The following is a 20823-nucleotide window of genomic DNA, read 5'->3' as shown; positions in this document are numbered from 1 at the left end:
ATTACAAGTTTTTAGCTGAAAATCAAAGTTTCAGGCTTTGCAAAAGTTGTTTGTAAGCCTCCTCGTGGCGATGTGTAGGCAATTGGCAGGCTTTATTGAAACAAACGTAAAAAGTGCTTTGCTTATGGATTGCCGTTCGGTTTTCCAGAAGAGGAATTTCTGCATCAGCATCGGGGCTTGCGGCAAGTACCTTGTTGGGGAAAAAATATTTTTCCAGATTTCTGCAAGCTTCTTTGTAGTTTTCGCCAATAATTGCGACTTCGGCTGTGGGTGTAAGCGTATAGGTAAAAAGCAAAGCCCAGTTGGCTGTAAATTCCGCATTTTTGAGCAAAAGTTGTTTTATTTGCGATAGTATGCCTATGGCTATTTCCTGATAGTTCTGCTTTTCAAGCAAAATGCCCAAGAAGTACAAATTATGAGCCATTATGGAATTGGAAGCAGGAATTACATTATCAAAAATCTCTTTTTTACGAGCAATGAGCCTTTCGGCAGAGCTATCGGTATAGAAAAACATTCCTTCGTTGTAGTCGTAAAAATTTTGCAATGTATAATCGCAAAGTTTTTGAGCCAAAAACAAATATTTTTTTTCAAAAGTTGCCTGATACAGGGCTACGAGTGCCTCAATGGTGCAAGCATAATCTTCTAAAAAAGCTCTTTGTTTGGCTTCATTGGCTTTATAGCTAAATGTATGATACAAAAATCCTTCTTGTGCGTTGTATAGTTTTGCCAGCAAAAACTCTGTATGGTACAGAGCGGTTGCCAAAAATTCTTCGTCCTCAAAGGCTTTGTAAGCATCTATAAGTCCTTTAATCATCAGAGCGTTCCAAGAAGTAAGAATTTTATCATCGCGTCCGGGGGCTACTCGTTTTTGCCTAATTTTGAGCAAAGTGGCTTTCCATTTTTTGACTTTTTCCTGCAACTCTTGCAAAGGAATTTGATGTTTTTGGGCAAATTCTTCGTCATTGAGCGTTTTGTACAGAATATTATTGGCATATTCCCAATTGCCTTGTGGCAAAACGTTGTAGTAGGCACAAAAAAGTTCTGTATCCTCGCCCAAAATTTCTACAAGATGCCTTTTTTTCCAAACATAATACTTTCCCTCCTCCCCTTCGCTATCGGCATCAAGAGCAGAAAAAAATCCCCCTTCGCTTGCTTCCAGCTCCCTTTGCACAAATTCAAAAATTTCGTAAGCTACTTCTTTGTAAATAGGATTTTTACTAAAATGATAGGCTTCGGCGTATAGTGTGAGCAGTTGGGCATTATCGTAGAGCATCTTTTCAAAATGAGGCACAAACCATTCGGCATCTACCGAATAGCGGGCAAAGCCGCCGCCCAAGTGGTCATAAATACCACCGAAAGCCATTTTTTGCAAAGTCAGATGTAAATGTTTTTCGGCTTCGGCATTTTTAGTCAGAAAAGCGTACATTAACAAAAAACGCCAAATGCTTGGCATAGGGAATTTGGGGGCTTTATCAATACCGCCGTGCAAGCCATCAAAGTTTTTGGCAAGATTTTGGTACATTTGCTCTAGTTCGGCGAAAGTATTTGGTGAGTTTTGGGGTTTTAAGCCATATTTTTGTACTTCGCTTTGGTTGAGAAATTGAGAAAACTCGCGAGCCGATTCCAGCAGTTCCGCCCGATTTTTCTGAAAAGCGGTGGCTATATTCAAGAGCAAATGTTTCCAATTTTGAGGCGGGAAGTAAGTACCTCCATAAAAAGGGGTTTGGTCGGGCATTAGAAATACATTCAGAGGCCAGCCACCTCGCAAACCCATAGCGTGAATGGCGTCCATATAGATATTATCCACGTCAGGGCGTTCTTCTCTATCTACTTTGATACACACAAAGTATTGATTCATAATATCAGCGATTTCTTTGCTTTCAAAACTTTCTCGCTCCATAACGTGGCACCAGTGGCAGGTAGAATAACCAATGCTTACAATGATAGGTTTATCTTCTTGCAAAGCCTTTTGCAAAGCCTCTTTGCCCCAAGGATACCAATTTACAGGATTATGAGCGTGTTGAAGTAGATAAGGGCTGGTTTCGCGAGCAAGTGCGTTCATTTTTTTGAAATTTGATAAGTATTTACGTTGAAGCAGAATTAGGCTCAAATAGCTATGAGTGTTGTGTTAAGAAGCTATTTGTGAAGTTAGTTTTACTAAGTTGCCATTTTGTAGTACGGGTACAACGTCATACACGTCTTTTTGCAAACAAAATTCAATATCTTTTTGTATGCCTAAATTTTTCAGGCGTTGTACGTGAGAGCAAAGACTTACAAAACCGAGCAAATCGCTTTGGTTTTTTTGGTATAAAGGTTGAGCCAAAAGAGCCGAGTCGTTGGAAATTGTAAAATTTTGAGAGGCTAAAATATCTACCAAAGCTCCTGCAAAAAGTGTATCTTCTACATTTATGTTTCCTTTCCAACCTGCACAAGCTACCAGCACATCTTTTTTCTGCTCGGCAAGATAGCTGGCTACTGCGGATAAATTCAGAAATGCTCCTACAATGATTTGTTCCGAATTTTCGGAAAGTTTGATAACTTGCGTGCCATTGGTAGTAGTAAAAGCTATTTTTTGCCCTATCAGATGCTTTTCCATATAGCTGAAAGGCGAATTTCCTAAATCAAAGCCTTCTACTTGCTTTCCGTCTCTTTCGGCGGCAATGTAATAACCTTGGCTTTTCATTGCTCGGCAAGTTTCAATATCTTGCAAAGGCAAAATGCTTTCTACTCCGCAAGCTATAGCCGTAACCATACAAGAAGTAGCTCGCAAAATATCTACCACTACTACGGTTTTATGCGTGAGCGTATGCAAAGGAAGCAAGTTCGGAGAAAGACAAACTTCAAGGGTAGGCATCAAAGACCAAATTTTCCAAAATCTAAATTGGGCATATCAGGCATAATACCACCTGCTACATTCTGAAAGTGTTCGGCGATTTTACTTTCAATTTCTTGCATAGCTTTATTGACAGCCGCCGCAATCAGGTCTTGCAACATTTCTTTTTCTTCGGGTTTGATGAGTTCGTTATCAATTTCTATGCTTACTACTTGTCTGTTGCCATTTACGGTGGCTTTCACAAGTCCCGCCCCTGATTCGGCAGTAGCCGAAATATATTTTAGCCCTTCACGAGCTTCTTGAAGTTTGGTTTGCAATTCTTTTACCTTACCCACCAAATTGCCCAAATTGAAATTCATATTTTCAGTGCATTAAGTTTTAAGAATAATACGGACTTATCATCAAATACACAATTACACCCGTAATAGAAACGTACAACCAAACAGGATAAGCGATTTTAGTCATTTTTTTGTGTTTGGCAAAATCTTTTTGCAAGGCATAGTACAAAGCCAAAAGCACAAAGCGTACTACCCCAATAGAAAGCGTAATATGGCTAATGAGTACAAATAAATACAGAGGTTTCCAGCCATTATCGGGATAAACCGTGCTTTCGTTAGAAAAATGATACAATACATAAGTTACCAAAAACAAACTACCCAGCGTAAAGGAGGCAAGCATTACGTTTTGGTGTGCTTTGATTTTCTTTTGCTTAATAAAAATAAGTCCTAAAATAAGCAAAATGGAGGTCAAGGAGTTAATAATAGCGTTCAGATGTGGCAGAAACTTTGTCCATTCACCTAAATTTACTTTGATACGAATACCCAAAAGCACTGCTACCGCCACAGGAATAGCAACGGAAAATACATTTACCAAAGTTTTATTAAGCAGTTGAGGTTTGGTAGTTTCGGTTTGCATAGCTGAAAATTTTTGATACAAAACAAAGAAAGCCTTCAAAAGGTTTCAAGACCTTGAAACTTTGCTATTTTTAAGTTGGAAAGAGTCCAAAAAATTTTTTTGCTCTTCTTCGGTAGGATTGCGTTTGGTATGAGAAATACCCAACTGATACAAACGATTACCCACCAAATAAATGCGATACACCAAAAAGCTATTTTTTTGGCTACCTGCTTTTAGAGAAATACCAGGAAAGCCGCTGATTTCAATTTCTTTATTTTCAAAAATTTCTTCTTGTGGGAAGCCCATTTTATCAATTACTTGCTTTTCCTGATTTTGTAAGAACTTTTTTGCCCCCATTTTTTGAATAACCCCTTCTTTGTAATCTCGGAAATATAGAATGTAATTTACCGAATCGCCCATTTGTACCGAATATTCTACATCTCTATCGGTAGAATCTTCTACGCGTACAGGCATAGCAGGGAAATTGATAACAAAATCCTCTTCTTCAATAGTAAAATGGGCAGGGGTAGCCAGTTCGGTAGTATCAGGCTGAATTTTAGAGGCTTGCGTACTATCTTTGGTCAGAGTATTGTTTTTTTTGTCTTGATTTTTGCAAGCAAAAAGGCTTAAAAAAAGTAGAAGCAAAGAAAGGTGTTTCATAAGTGTAAGCAGAAAATATGATTTTTTTGGGTATCGCAAAAGTATAAAATTTGATTGGGAAAACAAAAAATCAGAGGGGCAAATACAATTCAAGGCAAGTGTATTGATTTTCTTCGCTTGTGAGTGTGATAGAACCTTGCAGTTTTTCTATGGATTTTTTTACCATATAAAGCCCCAATCCGTTGCCTTGCGAATTTTCATTGCCTCTGAAAAACATCTCAAAAACTTTGGAATGTAAATAAGTAGGTATCCCTTGCCCTTTGTCGCTGATGCGAATGAGATAATTTTTTCTCTGTTTTTCTGCAAAAAAGTCTATGGAAATTGGCTCGCCTTTTGAGAAAATAAGGGCATTTTCCAAAATGTTTTCCAAAGAAATTTCCAAAAGAAATGCGTCTGTGCTAATATCGCTGATGCCTTGAAACGTAAAAATAACTTTTTCTCGCTCAATATTCCACTTCCGACAAACCCTTTCCAAAATTTCAGAGGTAAATTGTTTTATGGCAATTCTTTGCGGACTAACCTCGTAATGATTGATTTGGTAAAGTTGAGAAAGTTTCCTCAGCAGAGAATCCATTTTGGTAAGCGTAAAATGGATTTTGTCAAAAATGCTATGCGTATTATCGTTAGGGTTATCCATTTTACCCAGCAGGCACAAGCCCATCATTGTCGTAAGCGGACCTCGCAAGTCGTGAGCGAAGCGATACATATACGTTTCCAGTTCCTGATTCGCTTGCGATAGTTTTTGGGTACGCTCTTTGATGATAACTTCCAGATTTTCGTTGAGAGCCAGAAGTTCGGCATTTTGTTGTTCTATGGTATTTTTTTGGGAGTTGATTTCATCATTTTTTTGTTGGAGTGTCTGCGAAAAGCGTTGGATACGTTTGGCTCTATGAATAGCGGCAATGGTGAGGGCTACAAAAAATACAATTACCAGCAAATAAATGATATTTTGCAACAAATCGTTTTGGCGATGCATAGCGATTTCGGCTTCGCGTTTTTGCAAATCTCTTTTGCGTTTTTCTTCTGCAATGATAGAGGATTTGTCCGCTTTTTCAATAGTATCACGGATTTGCTTATGTTGCATTAGGTATTTGTAGGCATTGGGATAGTCTTTTTTGGCTTCATAAATTTCGGCAAGGGTGATAGAGGCTTCTTTAATTCTACGCTTTTGGGCATACTTGCGAGCTAATTGCAGGCTTTGTAGCGAATAAAAAAGAGCCGAGTCCAAATTTTTTTTCTGTAAATAGGCTATTCCCAAATTGTTGAGGGTGGCTATGCTTCTTTCCTCTAAATGGTATTTATCTCGAATGGCTTTTGCTTTGAGCAAATATTTCAGAGCAGAATCAGGCTCTTTGAAATCGTTGTAAATGAGTCCGATGTTGTTGTAAGAAACGGCTATATCTTGCTCCAATCCTAATTTTTTTTGCAAAGCTAAATTTTTGAAAAATATGCTAAGGGCTTCGTGATATTTTTGGCGTTCCCAATAAATGACCGCAATGCCATTGAGGCAATAAATTTGCTGTTTGGCAAGGTTATTTTTTTCTGCAACTTCAGCTCCTTTTTCGTACATTTCTACTGCCAAATCTTGCAAACCCTGTTCGGCATTGATAAAACCCAAATTGATGTAACTTTCGGCTATTCCTTTCCAGAATCGGAGTTTTTCGGCTTTTTCCAAAGCTTCAGTAGCTATAATATAAGACTGAAACTCATCAACAACTCGGTATTGCTTGCTGATAAGATTTAGCAAATTTACTTTTTCGGTATCTAAACGCGTGCTTTCTAAAAGTTTTTGTAAGCTATCTATACGTTTGCGGGCAAGGTGTATGTATTCGCTACCTATACCTATGTCTTGGGAAAATGTTTTTGCATTACATAGCAATAGCAATGCGAGAACCAGCAATTTTTTATATTCCCCTTTTATCGCCATAAATTAGGATATGCAGTCTATCGGTATAATTAAACTGATATTGTTTGCAAATTTCCACAAGCCACTGCTGTTTTTTTTGTAAAGTAGCGGGCTTTGTTCCTTGGGGCATCAAATACACTTTATCGTGAAAGATAGCATATTTTTGGATAATTTCCAAAATTTCATCAAGGTCTTTGGGGCTATCTACCACAAATTTGAAGTTACTTTTAGGATTTTGGGCGAAAAAATCAATGGCTTGGGGTTTTAGTCTTTCTTGAAGTAAAACTTTTGAATTGGCTAATTTCAAAGAAACATTGAATTGGTCGGTAAGGGCTTCTAATTCGGGCAGGGGAATAATAGTGCCGTTGGTTTCAAATTCTATGTGATATTGAGGATTTTGTTCTTTGAGCCGAGCCAGCAGAGGCAGGAGTTTTTTTTGCTGAACCAGCGGCTCGCCCCCTGTAAAAATAAGACGATTGCAATTATACTTTTGGACTTCTGAGATAATCTGTTTGTCGGAGAGTTTGATAATATTTTCTGCTTTTTTGAACTTTTGATAGTTCGGTTTTTTATCGTTTTGATGAGTATAGTTGGTATTTTCCCAGTTCCAGGTGTAGTCGGTATCGCACCAAAAGCAGTACAAATTACACAAAGAAAGGCGAATAAAAATACTCGGCTTGCCTATACTTTTGCCTTCACCTTGCAAGCTGTAAAAAATTTCAGGTTTTCCGTCTAAAAGAGCTATTTGTAACATTCCATTTGAAATTTTAGAAAAAAAATTTCTTTGCTTGGGTTACTTTTGCAAGATTTTTGCATTAAAGTTATCAGTACTTCTTTGAAAAATCCAATAATTTATGAGTAACGGTCAAAAAATGTTCGTGTCGTTTATAGTAGGAGCCGCCGCAGGGGTAGTGGCTGGTTTGTTGCTTGCCCCCAAAAGCGGCAAAGAAACTCGCCAAAAAATCGCCAAAAAGGCAAGCGAAATCAAAGATGCTCTTGAAACCCGTCTGAAAAGTTTCAAGAAAGAAGAAACTTACTAAATGAAAAAGGGCAAAAGCCCTCTTTATTTCAACATCTTGACAGCCCTTTCAAGAGCAGAAATAAACGTATCTACTTCGTCAAAAGTATTATAGACGGCAAAAGAAGCTCGTGTAGTACCTTCCAGCCCCAAACGTTTCATCAGTGGTTGGGTGCAGTGGTGTCCTGTTCTTACAGCTACGCCTTGCGTATCCAGAATTGTGCCTATATCGGAATGATGTACGCCTGCTACTACAAAAGAAAGCACACTGGCTTTGTGCAAAGCTGTACCAATAATTTTGATGCCTTCTATTTTTTGTATTTTTTCGGTAGCGTAGGTGAGTAGCTCTTGCTCGTGTGTGGCAATGTTTTCTTTGCCCAATTCATTTACAAAATCAAGAGCTTTGCCCAAAGCGATTACATCAGCAATATTGGGCGTACCTGCTTCAAACTTGAAAGGTAGCTCGTTGTAGGTGGTTTTTTCAAAAGTTACTTCTTTTATCATTTCGCCGCCGCCGTGGTAAGGAGGAATTTGCTCTAAAATTTCCTTTTTGCCATACAAAGCTCCTGTGCCCGTAGGGGCATATACTTTATGCCCTGAAAAAGCGTAAAAATCGCAGTCCAAGTCCTGCACATCAATAGACAAATGGACAGCCCCTTGTGCCCCATCTACCAAAAACTTTGCTCCTACGCTATGAGCCTTCTGAATCATTTCCCGGATAGGATTGATAGTACCCAAAGCGTTGGAAATATGCACTACCGAAACAAGTTTGGTGCGTGGCGAAAGTAATTTTTCGTATTCATTGAGCAGAATTTCACCATTTTCGTTAATAGGAATCACCTTCAAGACTGCCTTTTTCTCTTCGCAAAGCATTTGCCAAGGCACAATGTTGGAGTGATGCTCCATAGTAGAAATGATGATTTCATCTCCTTCGCCTATGAATTTTCTGCCAAAAGTGCTGGCTACAAGGTTTATTCCTTCGGTAGTGCCACGCGTAAAAATAATTTCCTCACTGCTTCGGGCATTCAGAAACTTGGCTACTTTTTCTCGGGCTTGTTCGTATATTTCGGTAGCCTTTGCCGCAAGATAATGAGCCCCCCGATGAATATTGGCATTGTAAGAAGTGTAATACTCGCTCAGAGCATTGATAACCGAAATGGGTTTCTGAGAGGTAGCGGCATTATCCAGATATACTAATTTTTTGCCGTGAACACTTTGCCCCAAAATAGGGAATTGCTCACGTATCGCCTGAATATCTAAACTGCTTGCAGATTTCATACTTTACAATTTTTTGAAAAAACGTATTTGAGGGCGAAAGGGTTGCAAAAAATTCAATTTTCAAGAAAAAATTTGTTCAAATCAAGAAAAAATCATAGTTTCGGTTACCAAATCTTGCAAAAAAGTATAAATGCAAAAAAGGTATAATTTTTGCTTTTTTGTTTTTTTGTAGTTATTTCACCAAAATTTTGAAAACAATGCAAAGAAAACTACTATCTACTATCATAATTTTTTTACTTGTGTTTTTTCAAGTAAATGCCCAAGGCAACTTTGCCCGATTGAAGTTAGAAGCGGTCAGACAAGCACCTAATCTTATTATCAGAGATACTGATACTGATGGCAGTGGAAACTTGTATGTTACGGGTTTTTTTAGTGGTACGGTATCTATTCCTACCTCACCAACTACTACCGATTTAGTTTCTGCTGGCGGAACAGATATTTTTGTAATGAAAATAAACCCTTCGGGAAATATTGAGTGGGCTTTTAGGATTGGTGCTGGCTCTGATGATAGAGTCAATGCTATCAAAGTAGATAAAATGAATAACCGTCTCATCGTAGCAGGGCATTTTGCGGGGAACGGAGTAGCGGTATCAGTAGGAGGTTCTTTGACAATAGGTTCTTATTTACCAACAGATACAGATGCATTTTTTGTAGCCTACGATTTGAGCAAAGGTTTCAACGATACTGCATTTGCTATTGCCGCCAAAGTAATTGGTGGGGCAAATTTTCAGACGCTCTACGCTTTGGAGGTAGATAATGGCGGGAGAGTATATGTAGGAGGGTATTATGAGGGAACTTGTGTAGTAGAAACCTTACCGAGCCCTATTACTTTACCCTCTTCGGGTACAGGTTATGAAGGGTGGCTGGCTTGCTATGTATTAAATCCTATTGCAAGCCTTTTTGAGCATCAATGGTCAGCTCGTGTTGGAGCAATGAATGCCAACGACAATGTCTATGATATTTCTGTTGATGCAGGTTTTTGCTATGTAGTAGGTTATGCCACGAATGGTGCAACCATTAGTGGTTTTATGACTATACTTACGGCAAGTTCTTCGGGAAATGCTTTTTTAACCAAACTAAATGCCTCTAATGGAAGCGTTTTGGACTTTGTAAATATTGCAGAGGGTTCAGAAGGCTCTGATGCTCTGGCTGTAAAAGCCGATAATGACGTGGTTGTTGTTGCGGGTACTTTTGGAGGAGCGTCAGATTTTAATCCTTCTCCTACCACTACCGATTTGGCTTCGGCAGGGGGGCGTGATGTGTTTGTGGCTAAATACAGGGCTTCGTCTATTGCAAATCTTTTGTGGGTAGCTCGTGTGGGTGGAGCAAGCACCTCTACCTCTACTTGGGACGAATTGGGTAGTTTGGCATTACATAATGGAGATGTAATGCTTTCGGTATCGCATTTGGGCAATGCTACGTTCAATCGTAAGTTTGGTGGAAGTGTAAGCGGAATATCTAATATTACAGGGAATAACTTTGACGGCACTTTGCTCAAACTATCAGGGGAAAGAGGCGATTTGCTTTGGTATCATACTCTTTCAGGAAGTGGAGAGGATAGGTTAAGGTCTGTAGCTGTTTTTAATGATAATGAAGATTGGTTTCTTTGGACGGCAGGAAACTTTCAAAATGTAGTAGATTTTGATTTTGAACCTAATAACGCTAATACTTTGAACGGAAATACAGGAGCAAATTTTTATGCCTTGTATCGTTTCAAGTTGCCGCAAGCAGTTGATTTGCCTACTTTGGTAACAAATACTCTTCCTGATGGTAGAATACAACTTTCTGCTCAAACTGATGTTTCTTTGCCCGAAGTGATATTTGTTTCCTCAAATACCCGAGTAGCTCAAATAGATAATGCCAACATTCTTACCATTATTCCAACTTTTGAAGAAGACGAAGCACTGATTCGGGCTTTTCATTTGGGAAATCATTTGTATTTGCCCACTGATACTGTGGTAGTAATGAAAGTAAGTAGCCACGCCATTATCAATCATTTACCAGAAGATTGGGAAAAGCAAATTAGTATTTCGCCCAATCCTGCTACGGATTATTTTGTTTTAGACAATAAAAATTCTGCTATTGTTGTGCAAAGCATTGAAATTTTTGATACTTTTGGCAAAAAAGTTACTTCTTTATTACACGATACCCGGTATCCTATCAATGATTTGAGCAAAGGAATTTATTACTTGCATATCCATACGAATAAAGGAGTAATCAGGCGGAAAATCGTCAAAATCTAAAATGGAGGACACATTATGCGTTACAAGTTTTTATTATTCATTTTTTGGAGTATATGGCAGGTGGGGGCTTTTGCCCAAGTAGCCCCTTCTTTGAAGCAAGAGCCTATCAAGCTACTCCGAGAACAGAAAAAAATTGTTATTCCCTATCGTATTAGCGATAATAGCGATTTTAAGTACGAGTATGATGTGAAAGTTTTTGTTTCACAAGATAGTGGAAAAACTTACAAAGAATTGGAAAAAATCAAGGGGCATTATGGTAAAGATATTTTAGCAGGAGAAAAGCAAATATGGTGGTTTTATGAAGAAGAAAACCCTGATTTTGATGGCTTGAACCTCAAAGTAAAGGTAAAAGCCGATTACAAACCCAGTGTATTCAATCTGATGAACGCCCAAGCAATGAAATATTCGGCTTTTTTGCCCGGACTGGGTCAGAATAAAGTGAAGTATCCTGGCACTTGGAAAAATCGTTGGACACTTACTTCCGTAGCTGTTTATGGTTTAATTGGCGGAAGTATATGGATGAACATCAAGGCTCACGAAACCTATGATAAATATCTGGCGGCTCAGACGCGTAGCGAAGCCCAAAATTTATTTTCCGAAGCAAAAAGACAAGAATTGCTCTCGTATGGTATGGCTTTTGCTTCTGCTGTAGTATGGGCTACCGATATTGTTTTGGTTGGCACGAGGGGTACGAAAAATGCTATTGAAAAAAAGCGTATCCTGAAAAAGAACCAAGAAAAAGATGCTGAAATAGGAATTGGCGTTAATCAGACTTTTTATCCGCAGTTGCATTTTCAACTAAAATTCTAAAACTATGAAAAAACTTTACTTTTTTACTTTTTTGCTTGTTTTGGGCTTATTTGCCCTGAATGCCTGCTCGCCCATTGAGCGAGTCAATGCTTTGCGTATTACAGAAATCAATTTTATTGGTGATGGGCTTTCGCTGAGCATTTCAAGCGAGGTAATTGATACCGATAAGAAAAAAACTGCTTCGCAACACGGATTTTGTTGGGCTATTGGTGCTGTACCTGAACTCGGTATGTTAGGCGTAGATACCCTTCTGCTTGGTGAAAAAGCCAATGAAGACCAACTTTTTAGTGCGGTTATTGAAAGGCTACTACCAAGCACCGATTATTATTTTCGGGCTTTCTTGATAGTAGATGGAAATATCAAATATAGCTTACCTCAAAAGGTTCGCACTCGCGATATTCGTCCCGAAGATGTAATCATTTCTATCACCAATTCTATCAATGCCAAAGATACAATTTACCTGAAAGGAATTGTTAATAAAGAAAGAATGGAATTCTTATTTCCTGTTACGGTTACGCAATATGGAACTTTGCTTGCTTCCGAACCAGATTCTACCAAAGGTATAAGTATCGTAGAAACTAACTTCGTTCCTGGGGGCATCAATCAGTTTTTACATAAGTATCCCAAAGTTAACGTACCTGCTCCGACCATTACTTTGCCTCAGCCTTTACAGGGAAGTTATTTTGCTTGGGCTTTTGTAGATTTTTATCTCAATAATAACCCTTCGCAAATACAACGCAGATATACACGTATGCTCATTTTGAGCAATAGATAGTTTCGTTATGACTTTACTTCAAATTTTACTGACAATACTATTACAAACAGAACCCCAAAAGTTGCTTGTACGTAAGTGGGAGCTACAAGAGGTGGTTATGGGTAAAAATAAAATGATTATGCAGGCTGTACCCCATCGGCGTGGGGTGGTGCATATAGAGTTTTTTGAAAATGGAAAATGTGTAATCACTTCCCAACCCGCACAAGCCCCTCCCAAAGAAAATAAATGGAGCGTAGTACAGGACGAAAATGTTTGGTTTTTGCTTATTGAAGCCGAAAATGAGTTTGGAGGGAAAATCAAACAAAAATTCAAAATTGAAAAAATCTCTAAAAAAGAGTTAATTTTGAGCCTTGGTGAAAAAGATGATAAAGAAACCTATTCTTACAAGGCTGTAAAATGAAAACAGAACATACTCCCAAACTTCCTTTTGATGTAATTTACGAAGACAATCATTTGCTTATTGTCAATAAGCCCGCAGGTATGCTCGTACAACCCGATGAAACGGGCGATAAGGCTCTTTTAGATTATGCCAAAGAGTACATCAAAAATAAATACGAAAAGCCGGGAGCGGTTTTTTTAGAGGCAGTTCATAGAATAGACCGCCCCGTAAGTGGCTTGGTGGTGCTGGCTCGTACTTCCAAGGGCTTGGAGCGAATGAATGAACTATTCCGAGAGCGAAAAGTACAGAAGATTTATTGGGCAGTTACACGCCAAAAACCTCCTAAAAAACGTGATAAACTCACGCATTGGCTTTTGAAAGATGAGCAAAAAAATCTTGTAACGGCTTACGACTATCCTCACCCCAAAGCCCAAAAAGCTGAGTTACGCTACCGAACTTTGGGCTATCTGAATGGTTATACTTTGCTGGAAATAGAACTGCTAACAGGCAGGCCGCACCAAATTCGCACTCAACTTGCCAAGATTGGCTCACCGATACGAGGTGATGTCAAATATGGCTATCCCAGCCCCAACAAAGACCAAAGCATCAACCTACATTCTCGCCGTTTGTATTTCGAACACCCTATCAAAAAGGAAAAAATGGTTTGTGTAGCTCTCTTGCCGAATGAGCCTTTTTGGCAAGAATTTTTAAGCCTTGATGATGAAAAAATCAAACCCGAAAATCTTGAATTTCGTTTTGAGGGGTAATTTGCAAAAAAGTACCCAAAAAATTTGACAGATATTCATTTTTTTGTACCTTTGCACTGCCCACGACCAGCTCCTGCTGAACTCCCCCAGGGTTGAAATACACAGCAAGGGTAGGTGGTTGAGCGGCGGTGGGTTTTTTTTTCTTGTAAAGAGTGTTGTAATGATAAAGCAAGCTACCATTCAACTGGCAAATCAACTCTTTACATTTGACCTTTCTCAACCTTACGATTTATCTATTCCGATTCAAGAAGGTAAGCAAAACCCAAATTGCTATTGGGCAGAACCGCCTTACTTTGAAACTATCCGAGCAGGTGATTTTGTGGGCAGTGTGGCTCTGGGAGGCTCTTGCAATTATCAAAAAATTTCGCTTACCCCTCACGGAAACGGCACGCATACAGAATGTTATGGGCATATCTCTGCGGATAAAGCCACTATCAATGCTTTACACAAAAACTTTTTTTCATTAGCCCAACTGATAAGCGTTTTGCCTCAAAGCCACAATGAGGATAAAATCATTTTTTGGGAGCAAATTGAGGCTCTTTTACCCCCAAATATTCCCATTGAGGCTCTTATTATTCGCACTTTGCCCAATGATGAAACCAAGAAAACTCGTAATTACAACCAAAGCAATCCGCCTTACTTGCATAGCCTTGTAGGCGAAAAACTTGCAGAAAGAAATATTCAGCATTTGCTGGTAGATTTGCCTTCGGTAGATAGGGAGATAGACGGCGGAAGGCTTGCTATGCACAAAGCATTTTGGCAATACCCTCATTCGGTTCGCCAAAATGCCACTATTACAGAGCTGATTTTTGTAGAAAACTATATCCCTGACGGCACTTATCTGCTAAATTTGCAAATCATTAGTTTAGAAACCGATGCTTCGCCCAGCAAACCGATTATTTACCCCCTTATACATTCAGATTGAAGAGGTTAGCAAGGTTTTCTGCAATTATTTACGTTCAAAAAGTTTAATTGTTCAAGAGTTTGAAATAAAAGTTTTATTCTGTCTAAATATCCAATGTTCTATAAATCCTGTTTCCTGTTTCTATCTACAAATTAGACCTAAACGGCTACGGTTTTCTTAACCGAAATCCAAGCCTAAAAATATAGAAGCTATTTTAAGCCTTTGACAAACTCTTTGATAGCGGGGTGTTCTAAATCTTCGGGAACATCAATGCAGTAGCTTTCAATATCTGTAATGGCAATACGAATATTAAAGCCATTTTCCAGCCAACGCAATTGCTCCAACCCTTCGGCTTGTTCCAAATTGGAAGGCTCTAATTGCGTAATTTTTTCTAAAACATCGCTCCGATAGGCATACATTCCGATATGCTTGTAGTAATCAAATTTTTGTAGCCATTCTTCTTGTGGTACTTGATGCAGGTAAGGAATAGGGTGTCTGCTGAAATAAACCGCTTCCATTTCGGCATCAAAAACAACTTTTACTTCGTTGGGGTCAAAAAGGGTCTCTTCATCATCAATTTTTTTGATGAGGGTAGCAAGTTCTACGCCTTTCCTATCCAGAAGCACTTTGGCGAGGGTATCAATTTGCTCGGGCTGAATAAAAGGCTCATCGCCCTGAATATTCATCACGTAATCAAAGCTACCTTCAATTTTTTGGAGAGCTTCAAAACAGCGGTCTGTACCGCTGGGGTGCTTGGTGGAGGTCATTATTGCCTGACCACCAAAATCAAGGACGTGGTCGTAAATTTTTTTATGGTCGGTAGCTACAACAAGTTTAGAAAGCGAATTAGATTGTGCCGCTTGCTCATACACACGTTGAATCATAGATTTGCCCTTGATTTCGTGTAGAGCTTTGGCAGGGAAACGTGTGGAAGCATAGCGAGCAGGAATAATTCCGAGTATGGAAGTCATATACCACAAATAGTTGGTTTGGTTTCAAAGGTAAGCAAAAATGCCTTGTTTGCAAAATTTTTAGGAAATTTTGGATTATTTCTGTTTTTCTAAAAGTTAGATAATTAAGCCATTGCAATTGCCGCCACACTCACCGAAAGAGCTTCGGCTTCTAAAAGAGCTTTACCGCAGGCTTCTAATGTTGAGCCTGTGGTGATTACATCATCTACCAAAAGTATATGTTTGTTTCGGATAGTTTCGGGTTTTTGTACTTCAAAAACACGAGCTACATTTTCCCAACGTTCCCAGCGACTTTTTTTCGTTTGGGTTTGGGTGGCGGTGTTGCGAATAAGAGCGGAAGGCTCAAAATAGCTTTGCAAACCCGTAGCAAGTCCTTTACCGAAATATTCGCTTTGGTTGTAGCCTCTGATTTTAAGTTTTTTGGGGTGAAGTGGTACAGGTACAATAACATCAAAGGCAGTATTTAGATTGGAGTTCGCAAGTTCTGAGCTATACCATTCGCCCAACATTTGAGCCAGTTCGGGGTTGTTTTGATATTTGATTTGATGAAGCATTTTTTGAACTTTTCCCGATTTGGTAAATTTCAGAAAAGCAAGACCGAAACGAATAGGCATTTTTCCGTAAAATTTTTGGCAAATAGGATTTTCTTGCGGATTGAGTTGATGAAAATGTGTGAAAGGCAAATTAGCTCGGCAGGCAGTACAAATTTTCTTTTCGCCTGAAAGTAAAATTCCCTGACAACTGGCACAGCAATCAGGGAAAAAAAGATTGAGAAAATCGGTACAAAGTGTTTTCATTTATTTTCCAACTTTCCTAAACGCAATTGTTCGGAAGTCTGACGTAAAATGCGATACGTTTCGGCTTTATTAGCTTGTAAGAAAGCAACTTCATTCATTTCCGCCTTGAACTCATTTTGGGCTTTTTCCAATTCATCGCTGATGCGTTTTTCCATTTTATTGAGCCGAGCATATACTTCTTCTACTACGGCGTTGAGGTGGTTTTGGTCGTTGGAAATAGCCTCATCAATTTCTTCGTAGAGTTTTTCTACTTTGTTTCGCAAATCTTTGGCATCTTTACCAATAATAAATTCTTTGATAGCTCCGAGTTTAGTCATTTTCGCCTTGGTAGCCCCTGAAATACTATCCTCATCATTGATAGTGATGTATTCTTCTTGCCTGCGGAATTTTTCGGCTTCGGCGAGCAAACGAGGCAAGGCTTTGTAAATATCTTGCATTTGCAACTGCATTTGTCGGCGGTTTTCTTCAATGACGGTAGAAAAGAGCGACTTTACTTCTGCGAGTTGCTTTTCGTAGTCTTTTCGGTTTTCGGAAATGATAGACGTAAAAAGGTCTTTCATTCCTTGGAATTTTACTTCCAATTCTTGCCTATCGGGATTGATAACGGCTTCTTTGAAGCTATTTACCTCTTCGGTAGGAAAAACATCAGGTTTTTTGAAGCTATCGCTTTTGTTGATATCCTCCATAGTTTTATTGAGCTAAAGTTTTAGAGATGTCCTCAAAGATATTACCCAAAGTGCTTTTGTAGATAGCATTGCGGCGGTGTTGTTCTAATTCGGCACGTAAGGCGTTTTGCGTAGCGATAATTTTTTCAATGAGGCGAGTTTCAACGGCTTCAATAGATTTGAGCAGTTCTATTTTTACTTCATCAACTTTTACGGAAATTTGGGTGCGGTAATTCTCAACGGTTTTGCGTAAATTTTCTATTTCGCCGTTGTAGGTGCGAATTTCCTCACCAAAAATAATTCGCTTGATTTCCTCTAATTTACTGCTTGATGAAGCGGAAGTATCGTTAAAATTTTCCATACTTGTTTGATTTAATTGATTACTTGCCTGCAATAGTACGAAGGTTTGGCAAGTTACGAAAAAAAATGAAACAAAAAAAGTGTTTGCCAAAAAACTAAAAAAAATACCTTCAAAGAATGAAGGTAAATGTTTTTTTGGCAAACCCAAAATTGAGCCACAAGGCAAAATGTTTTGATTTAGCTTTTTTGTCCTTTCTTTTCGGCAAATTCTTTCTTGATAGCTTCTACATCTACTTTTTTCATAGGAGGCAGAGCAATCAAACGGCTGATAGCTTTGTTGCGTGCTTTGGCACGAGCTATATTCTTGCGATTTTTTCTTTGTAATCTGGTAACTGCCATTGCTGTAAAAATTTAACTCCTTTGCAAATGAGGCACAAAGGTACAAAAAAAAGTTTTTTCTCAAAAATTTTGCTGAATATTTTTTTGTGCTATCCTTAAAATTGTTTCCTAAATTTCTCCTTTTGCTTGTAATTTTGTTATATTTGCAAAAATTTCAGATGTTCAAAAAATGATTGAAAACCTAAGACAATGATTCCCGAACCAATTATTCAGAAAATTACCCTTTCCGATGGCAGAGAAATTAGCATTGAAACAGGGAAGTTAGCCAAACAAGCCTGTGGCTCGGTAGTAGTGCGAATGGGTGGTACAATGTTGCTTGCCACAGTAGTTTCTGCCGAAAAAGCTGATGAAAACCCCTCTTTTTTCCCCCTTTCCGTAGATTATCAGGAGAAATTTGCCGCCGCAGGTAGAATACCCGGTGGTTTTACCAAAAGAGAAGGCAAACTTTCAGACCAAGAAATCCTGATTAGCCGTTTGGTAGATAGAGCCTTACGCCCCCTTTTCCCTGATGATTACTACAATGAAACCCAAGTAAATATCTTTCTTATTTCCCACGACCCCCAAGTTATCCCTGATGCTTTGGCAGGGCTAGCGGCTTCGGCGGCGATTATGGTTTCTGATATTCCTTTCAATGGACCAATGGCTGAAGTACGTGTGGGTAAAATCAATGGTAAATTGGTCATCAACCCTACTCCCGAAGAGCTGGAGCAAAGCACTTTGGATATAATGGTAGGAGCTTCCGAAAAAGATATTGTAATGGTAGAAGGAGAAATGAAGGAGATTTCGGAAGCGGAAATGCTGGAAGCCCTTAAATTTGCCCACGAGGCTATCAAATTGCTTTGCAAAGCCCAAAAAGAATTAGAAGCCAAAGTAGGCAAAACTCAAAAAAGACCTATTGAAGTAAAACAAGACCTTGAACTTCGTGAAAAACTCTTCGCAGAATATTATCCTAAAATGTATGCGGCGGCTCGTTTGCTTCAAGCCAATAAAGATCTTCGTAAAAAAGCCTTCAAAGCCGTAGAAGAAGAGTTTTACAATAGCCTTCCCGAAGACCATACAATAGATTTATTTCTTGCTGATAAATATTTCCACGAAATTCAAAAAGCGGCGGCTCGTAATTTGGCTCTTGATGAAAAACTACGCCTTGACGGCAGAAAAGCTGACGAAATTCGCCCTATTTGGTGTGAAGTAGATTATCTGCCAATGGCTCACGGCTCATCTATTTTTACACGTGGCGAAACGCAATCGCTTACCACCGTTACTTTGGGTACAAAACTTGATGAAAAACAGATTGACCTTACTACTCAGCAAGGTTTTGAGCGTTTTATTTTGCACTACAATTTCCCTGCGTTTTCCACAGGAGAAATTAAACCCAATCGCGGACCGGGCAGAAGGGAAATAGGACACGGAAACCTTGCCCAAAGAGGTTTGAAAGCAGTTTTACCACCCGAAGATGAAAATCCTTATGTGATTCGTATTGTTTCGGATATTTTAGAATCCAATGGCTCGTCTTCAATGGCAACTGTGTGTGCAGGAACGCTTGCTTTGATGGATGCAGGTATTCAAATCAAAGCTCCTGTTGCAGGTATTGCAATGGGTATGATTTCCGATAGCAAAACAGGCAAATATATTGTGCTTTCCGATATTTTGGGAGATGAAGACCACTTGGGCGATATGGATTTCAAAGTGGTAGGCACTGAAAAGGGCATCACTGCTTGCCAAATGGATATTAAAGTAGATGGACTTTCGTATGATGTGCTTGCAGAAGCCTTAGAGCAGGCTCGTAAAGGTCGCTTGCATATTTTGGAGCTAATGAAGCAGTGCATCGCCGAACCACGTCCCAGCCTCAAACCTCACGCCCCACGCATTGAGGTTATCAAAATTGAAAGAGACCAAATTGGTGCTGTGATTGGTCCTGGCGGCAAAGTGGTACAAGAAATTCAAAAAGAATCTGGTGCTACGGTAGTATTGGAAGAAAAAGATGGCATTGGCATTGTGAATATCTATGCCAGCAACGAAGAGTCTTTGCACAAAGCCTCGCATCGTGTAAAAATGATTGTAGCTATTCCCGAAGTAGGTGAAGTTTATACAGGAAAAGTGAAAGCTATTCAGCCTTATGGGGCTTTTGTGGAATTTTTGCCCGGTAAAGATGGCTTTTTGCATATTTCTGAAATCAAATGGGAACGCTTGGAAACCATTGACGGGGTGCTGGAAATTGGAGAGGAAATACTTGTCAAACTGATTGAAATTGACAAAAAAACAGGCAAGTACAAACTATCTCGTAAAGCACTTTTACCCAAACCCGAAAAAGCTAAAAGTTAATTTTGAATACAAGGGGCATTTTTTCATACAATTTTGAAAAAATAAATTGAAGTTCAAGGTGCATTTTGATTTTGCACCTTAAACTTTCAAGACATTGAAATAGAGGTTTCTGTGATGAATAAAGACCGAGAAAAAATTTTAGAAGCTATTCACAAGGCTTTGCAACAGCCTTCTGCCAAACCTGCCCGACCTGATTTCAGTGCTTCTATTTACAACCCTGATGAAAAAAATGAGGACTGGGCAATTCTTTTTGCCCAAAACCTAAAAAAGGTACAGGGAGAGTTTTGCTATTGTACTGATGAAAAGGACTTTGTTGCTAACTTGCTCGGACTTATTAAGCAAAAAAAAGCCAATGAAATCTTTGTTTGGGAGAAGGAACTGCAAAATTTTTTAGAATTTACAGATGTTCCTTTTCAAAAAAATACTCAAAATCTAAAAAATGCAGAAATTGGCATAACTTCTTGTGAATATCTTGTAGCTCGTACAGGGAGTATTTTGGTGAGTAGCAGACAAAACTTGGGCAGAAGTTTGAGTATTTATCCTCCTATTCATATTGTTGTGGCTTTTGCTTCGCAAATAGTGTATGATGTAGAAACGGCTCTTGCCAAAATGCGAGAAAAATATAAAGTTTTTCCTTCAATGCTTTCCTTCATTACGGGTCCCAGTCGTACTGCTGATATAGAAAAAACACTTGTTCTAGGGGCTCACGGTCCGCGTGAACTGCACGTTTTTTTGATAGATGATAACTAATTGTAGCACGTTCTAAAAAATAATGGTTTAACGTGAGTTGTAAGGTTAAGTATTTGAAATACAATTTATTAAGAAATTTGATTATTTTTGCAATATTGTGTTTTTTGACCTCACCCCCAGCCCCTCTCCAAAGGAGATGGGAGCTATACACC

22 protein-coding genes are annotated in these 20823 nt (G+C 38.9%); 9 read left to right on the top strand and 13 right to left on the bottom strand.

Annotation, left to right across the window (positions count from 1 at the left end; all coding sequences use genetic code 11):
- Positions 1–22: 22 nt before the first annotated feature.
- The 7 genes from ACWITO_RS03520 to ACWITO_RS03490 all read right to left on the bottom strand — a co-directional run bounded on the left by ACWITO_RS03520 (position 23) and on the right by ACWITO_RS03490 (position 7047).
- Positions 23–2062, bottom strand: coding sequence for a thioredoxin domain-containing protein (locus tag ACWITO_RS03520; protein ID WP_448528625.1), 2040 nt, complete (start codon positions 2060–2062; stop codon positions 23–25).
- A 66-nt stretch (positions 2063–2128) separates the two neighbouring features.
- Positions 2129–2854: a 2-phosphosulfolactate phosphatase gene (locus ACWITO_RS03515; protein ID WP_448528624.1), complete on the bottom strand. Its 726-nt coding sequence runs from the start codon at positions 2852–2854 to the stop codon at positions 2129–2131.
- Positions 2854–3192, bottom strand: a complete 339-nt coding sequence (locus tag ACWITO_RS03510) for a YbaB/EbfC family nucleoid-associated protein (RefSeq protein ID WP_448528623.1) — start codon at positions 3190–3192, stop codon at positions 2854–2856. Before ACWITO_RS03510 ends, ACWITO_RS03515 begins: the two co-directional genes overlap by 1 nt.
- 19 nt (positions 3193–3211) lie before the next feature.
- A complete protein-coding gene (locus tag ACWITO_RS03505) occupies positions 3212–3748 on the bottom strand; it encodes a DUF420 domain-containing protein (protein ID WP_448528622.1) in 537 nt (178 codons plus the stop codon).
- A gap of 45 nt (positions 3749–3793) precedes the next feature.
- Positions 3794–4387 (bottom strand): PsbP-related protein, encoded by a 594-nt coding sequence (locus ACWITO_RS03500; protein ID WP_448528621.1) that lies wholly within the window; start codon positions 4385–4387, stop codon positions 3794–3796.
- Between the two features lie 70 nt (positions 4388–4457).
- Positions 4458–6287: an ATP-binding protein gene (locus tag ACWITO_RS03495; protein WP_448528620.1), complete on the bottom strand. Its 1830-nt coding sequence runs from the start codon at positions 6285–6287 to the stop codon at positions 4458–4460.
- A 4-nt stretch (positions 6288–6291) separates the two neighbouring features.
- Complete coding sequence (locus tag ACWITO_RS03490; RefSeq protein WP_448528619.1) at positions 6292–7047, bottom strand: 7-carboxy-7-deazaguanine synthase QueE; 756 nt, start codon at positions 7045–7047, stop codon at positions 6292–6294.
- A gap of 100 nt (positions 7048–7147) precedes the next feature.
- Here ACWITO_RS03490 and ACWITO_RS03485 point away from each other — a divergent pair, with 100 nt between their 5' ends.
- Positions 7148–7333 carry a YtxH domain-containing protein gene (locus ACWITO_RS03485; RefSeq protein ID WP_448528618.1) on the top strand — a complete coding sequence of 62 codons (186 nt, stop codon included), beginning with the start codon at positions 7148–7150 and terminating at the stop codon, positions 7331–7333.
- A 23-nt stretch (positions 7334–7356) separates the two neighbouring features.
- Here the strand turns inward: ACWITO_RS03485 and ACWITO_RS03480 are convergent, their stop codons facing one another.
- A complete protein-coding gene (locus tag ACWITO_RS03480; RefSeq protein ID WP_448528617.1) occupies positions 7357–8589 on the bottom strand; it encodes a SufS family cysteine desulfurase in 1233 nt (410 codons plus the stop codon).
- 197 nt (positions 8590–8786) lie between these two features.
- On the opposite strand from ACWITO_RS03480, the gene ACWITO_RS03475 reads away from it, so the two are divergent.
- The 6 genes from ACWITO_RS03475 (at position 8787) to ACWITO_RS03450 (ending at position 14488) form a co-directional block, all read left to right on the top strand.
- Entirely contained in the window at positions 8787–10832 is a 2046-nt protein-coding gene (locus ACWITO_RS03475; protein WP_448528616.1) for a T9SS type A sorting domain-containing protein, read from the top strand.
- A gap of 15 nt (positions 10833–10847) precedes the next feature.
- Positions 10848–11642, top strand: a complete 795-nt coding sequence (locus tag ACWITO_RS03470; protein ID WP_448528615.1) for a hypothetical protein — start codon at positions 10848–10850, stop codon at positions 11640–11642.
- Between the two features lie 4 nt (positions 11643–11646).
- Complete coding sequence (locus tag ACWITO_RS03465) at positions 11647–12417, top strand: hypothetical protein (RefSeq protein WP_448528614.1); 771 nt, start codon at positions 11647–11649, stop codon at positions 12415–12417.
- Positions 12418–12424: 7 nt separating this feature from the next.
- Complete coding sequence (locus tag ACWITO_RS03460; RefSeq protein WP_448528613.1) at positions 12425–12817, top strand: hypothetical protein; 393 nt, start codon at positions 12425–12427, stop codon at positions 12815–12817.
- Positions 12814–13563 carry an RluA family pseudouridine synthase gene (locus ACWITO_RS03455; RefSeq protein WP_448528612.1) on the top strand — a complete coding sequence of 250 codons (750 nt, stop codon included), beginning with the start codon at positions 12814–12816 and terminating at the stop codon, positions 13561–13563. The genes ACWITO_RS03460 and ACWITO_RS03455 overlap by 4 nt, the downstream gene beginning before the upstream one ends.
- A gap of 160 nt (positions 13564–13723) precedes the next feature.
- Positions 13724–14488, top strand: coding sequence for a cyclase family protein (locus ACWITO_RS03450; RefSeq protein ID WP_448528611.1), 765 nt, complete (start codon positions 13724–13726; stop codon positions 14486–14488).
- 188 nt (positions 14489–14676) lie between these two features.
- Here ACWITO_RS03450 and kdsB read toward each other — a convergent pair whose 3' ends face one another.
- From kdsB to ACWITO_RS03425, 5 genes are all read right to left on the bottom strand, one after another.
- On the bottom strand, positions 14677–15438 hold the full coding sequence (gene kdsB, locus ACWITO_RS03445) for a 3-deoxy-manno-octulosonate cytidylyltransferase (RefSeq protein WP_448528610.1): 762 nt from the start codon (positions 15436–15438) through the stop codon (positions 14677–14679).
- Between the two features lie 104 nt (positions 15439–15542).
- On the bottom strand, positions 15543–16235 hold the full coding sequence (locus ACWITO_RS03440) for a ComF family protein (RefSeq protein WP_448528609.1): 693 nt from the start codon (positions 16233–16235) through the stop codon (positions 15543–15545).
- Entirely contained in the window at positions 16232–16921 is a 690-nt protein-coding gene (locus tag ACWITO_RS03435; protein ID WP_448528608.1) for a hypothetical protein, read from the bottom strand. Before ACWITO_RS03435 ends, ACWITO_RS03440 begins: the two co-directional genes overlap by 4 nt.
- Before the next feature lie 4 nt (positions 16922–16925).
- Positions 16926–17261, bottom strand: coding sequence for a hypothetical protein (locus ACWITO_RS03430; RefSeq protein WP_448528607.1), 336 nt, complete (start codon positions 17259–17261; stop codon positions 16926–16928).
- A 176-nt stretch (positions 17262–17437) separates the two neighbouring features.
- Positions 17438–17599, bottom strand: a complete 162-nt coding sequence (locus tag ACWITO_RS03425) for a hypothetical protein (RefSeq protein WP_448528606.1) — start codon at positions 17597–17599, stop codon at positions 17438–17440.
- A gap of 189 nt (positions 17600–17788) precedes the next feature.
- On the opposite strand from ACWITO_RS03425, the gene pnp reads away from it, so the two are divergent.
- Complete coding sequence (gene pnp / locus ACWITO_RS03420; RefSeq protein ID WP_448528605.1) at positions 17789–19921, top strand: polyribonucleotide nucleotidyltransferase; 2133 nt, start codon at positions 17789–17791, stop codon at positions 19919–19921.
- A gap of 114 nt (positions 19922–20035) precedes the next feature.
- Complete coding sequence (locus ACWITO_RS03415) at positions 20036–20671, top strand: LutC/YkgG family protein (protein WP_448528693.1); 636 nt, start codon at positions 20036–20038, stop codon at positions 20669–20671.
- Positions 20672–20823: the final 152 nt, after the last annotated feature.

The sequence above is a fragment of the Raineya sp. genome, assembly GCF_053497555.1.
This window is presented reverse-complemented; position numbering and strand designations above follow the sequence as displayed.

Bases quoted from the DNA above. Each gene is read 5' to 3' on its own strand.
- ACWITO_RS03435 (WP_448528608.1), bottom strand. From the start codon at position 16,921: ATGGAGGATATCAACAAAAGCGATAGCTTCAAAAAACCTGATGTTTTT.
- pnp (WP_448528605.1), top strand. From the start codon at position 17,789: ATGATTCCCGAACCAATTATTCAGAAAATTACCCTTTCCGATGGCAGA.
- ACWITO_RS03430 (WP_448528607.1), bottom strand. From the start codon at position 17,261: ATGGAAAATTTTAACGATACTTCCGCTTCATCAAGCAGTAAATTAGAG.
- ACWITO_RS03515 (WP_448528624.1), bottom strand. From the start codon at position 2,854: ATGCCTACCCTTGAAGTTTGTCTTTCTCCGAACTTGCTTCCTTTGCAT.
- ACWITO_RS03415 (WP_448528693.1), top strand. From the start codon at position 20,036: ATGAATAAAGACCGAGAAAAAATTTTAGAAGCTATTCACAAGGCTTTG.
- ACWITO_RS03450 (WP_448528611.1), top strand. From the start codon at position 13,724: ATGATAAAGCAAGCTACCATTCAACTGGCAAATCAACTCTTTACATTT.
- kdsB (WP_448528610.1), bottom strand. From the start codon at position 15,438: ATGACTTCCATACTCGGAATTATTCCTGCTCGCTATGCTTCCACACGT.
- ACWITO_RS03455 (WP_448528612.1), top strand. From the start codon at position 12,814: ATGAAAACAGAACATACTCCCAAACTTCCTTTTGATGTAATTTACGAA.
- ACWITO_RS03490 (WP_448528619.1), bottom strand. From the start codon at position 7,047: ATGTTACAAATAGCTCTTTTAGACGGAAAACCTGAAATTTTTTACAGC.
- ACWITO_RS03485 (WP_448528618.1), top strand. From the start codon at position 7,148: ATGAGTAACGGTCAAAAAATGTTCGTGTCGTTTATAGTAGGAGCCGCC.
- ACWITO_RS03460 (WP_448528613.1), top strand. From the start codon at position 12,425: ATGACTTTACTTCAAATTTTACTGACAATACTATTACAAACAGAACCC.
- ACWITO_RS03465 (WP_448528614.1), top strand. From the start codon at position 11,647: ATGAAAAAACTTTACTTTTTTACTTTTTTGCTTGTTTTGGGCTTATTT.
- ACWITO_RS03475 (WP_448528616.1), top strand. From the start codon at position 8,787: ATGCAAAGAAAACTACTATCTACTATCATAATTTTTTTACTTGTGTTT.
- ACWITO_RS03440 (WP_448528609.1), bottom strand. From the start codon at position 16,235: ATGAAAACACTTTGTACCGATTTTCTCAATCTTTTTTTCCCTGATTGC.
- ACWITO_RS03470 (WP_448528615.1), top strand. From the start codon at position 10,848: ATGCGTTACAAGTTTTTATTATTCATTTTTTGGAGTATATGGCAGGTG.
- ACWITO_RS03480 (WP_448528617.1), bottom strand. From the start codon at position 8,589: ATGAAATCTGCAAGCAGTTTAGATATTCAGGCGATACGTGAGCAATTC.
- ACWITO_RS03425 (WP_448528606.1), bottom strand. From the start codon at position 17,599: ATGGCAGTTACCAGATTACAAAGAAAAAATCGCAAGAATATAGCTCGT.
- ACWITO_RS03520 (WP_448528625.1), bottom strand. From the start codon at position 2,062: ATGAACGCACTTGCTCGCGAAACCAGCCCTTATCTACTTCAACACGCT.
- ACWITO_RS03500 (WP_448528621.1), bottom strand. From the start codon at position 4,387: ATGAAACACCTTTCTTTGCTTCTACTTTTTTTAAGCCTTTTTGCTTGC.
- ACWITO_RS03510 (WP_448528623.1), bottom strand. From the start codon at position 3,192: ATGAATTTCAATTTGGGCAATTTGGTGGGTAAGGTAAAAGAATTGCAA.
- ACWITO_RS03505 (WP_448528622.1), bottom strand. From the start codon at position 3,748: ATGCAAACCGAAACTACCAAACCTCAACTGCTTAATAAAACTTTGGTA.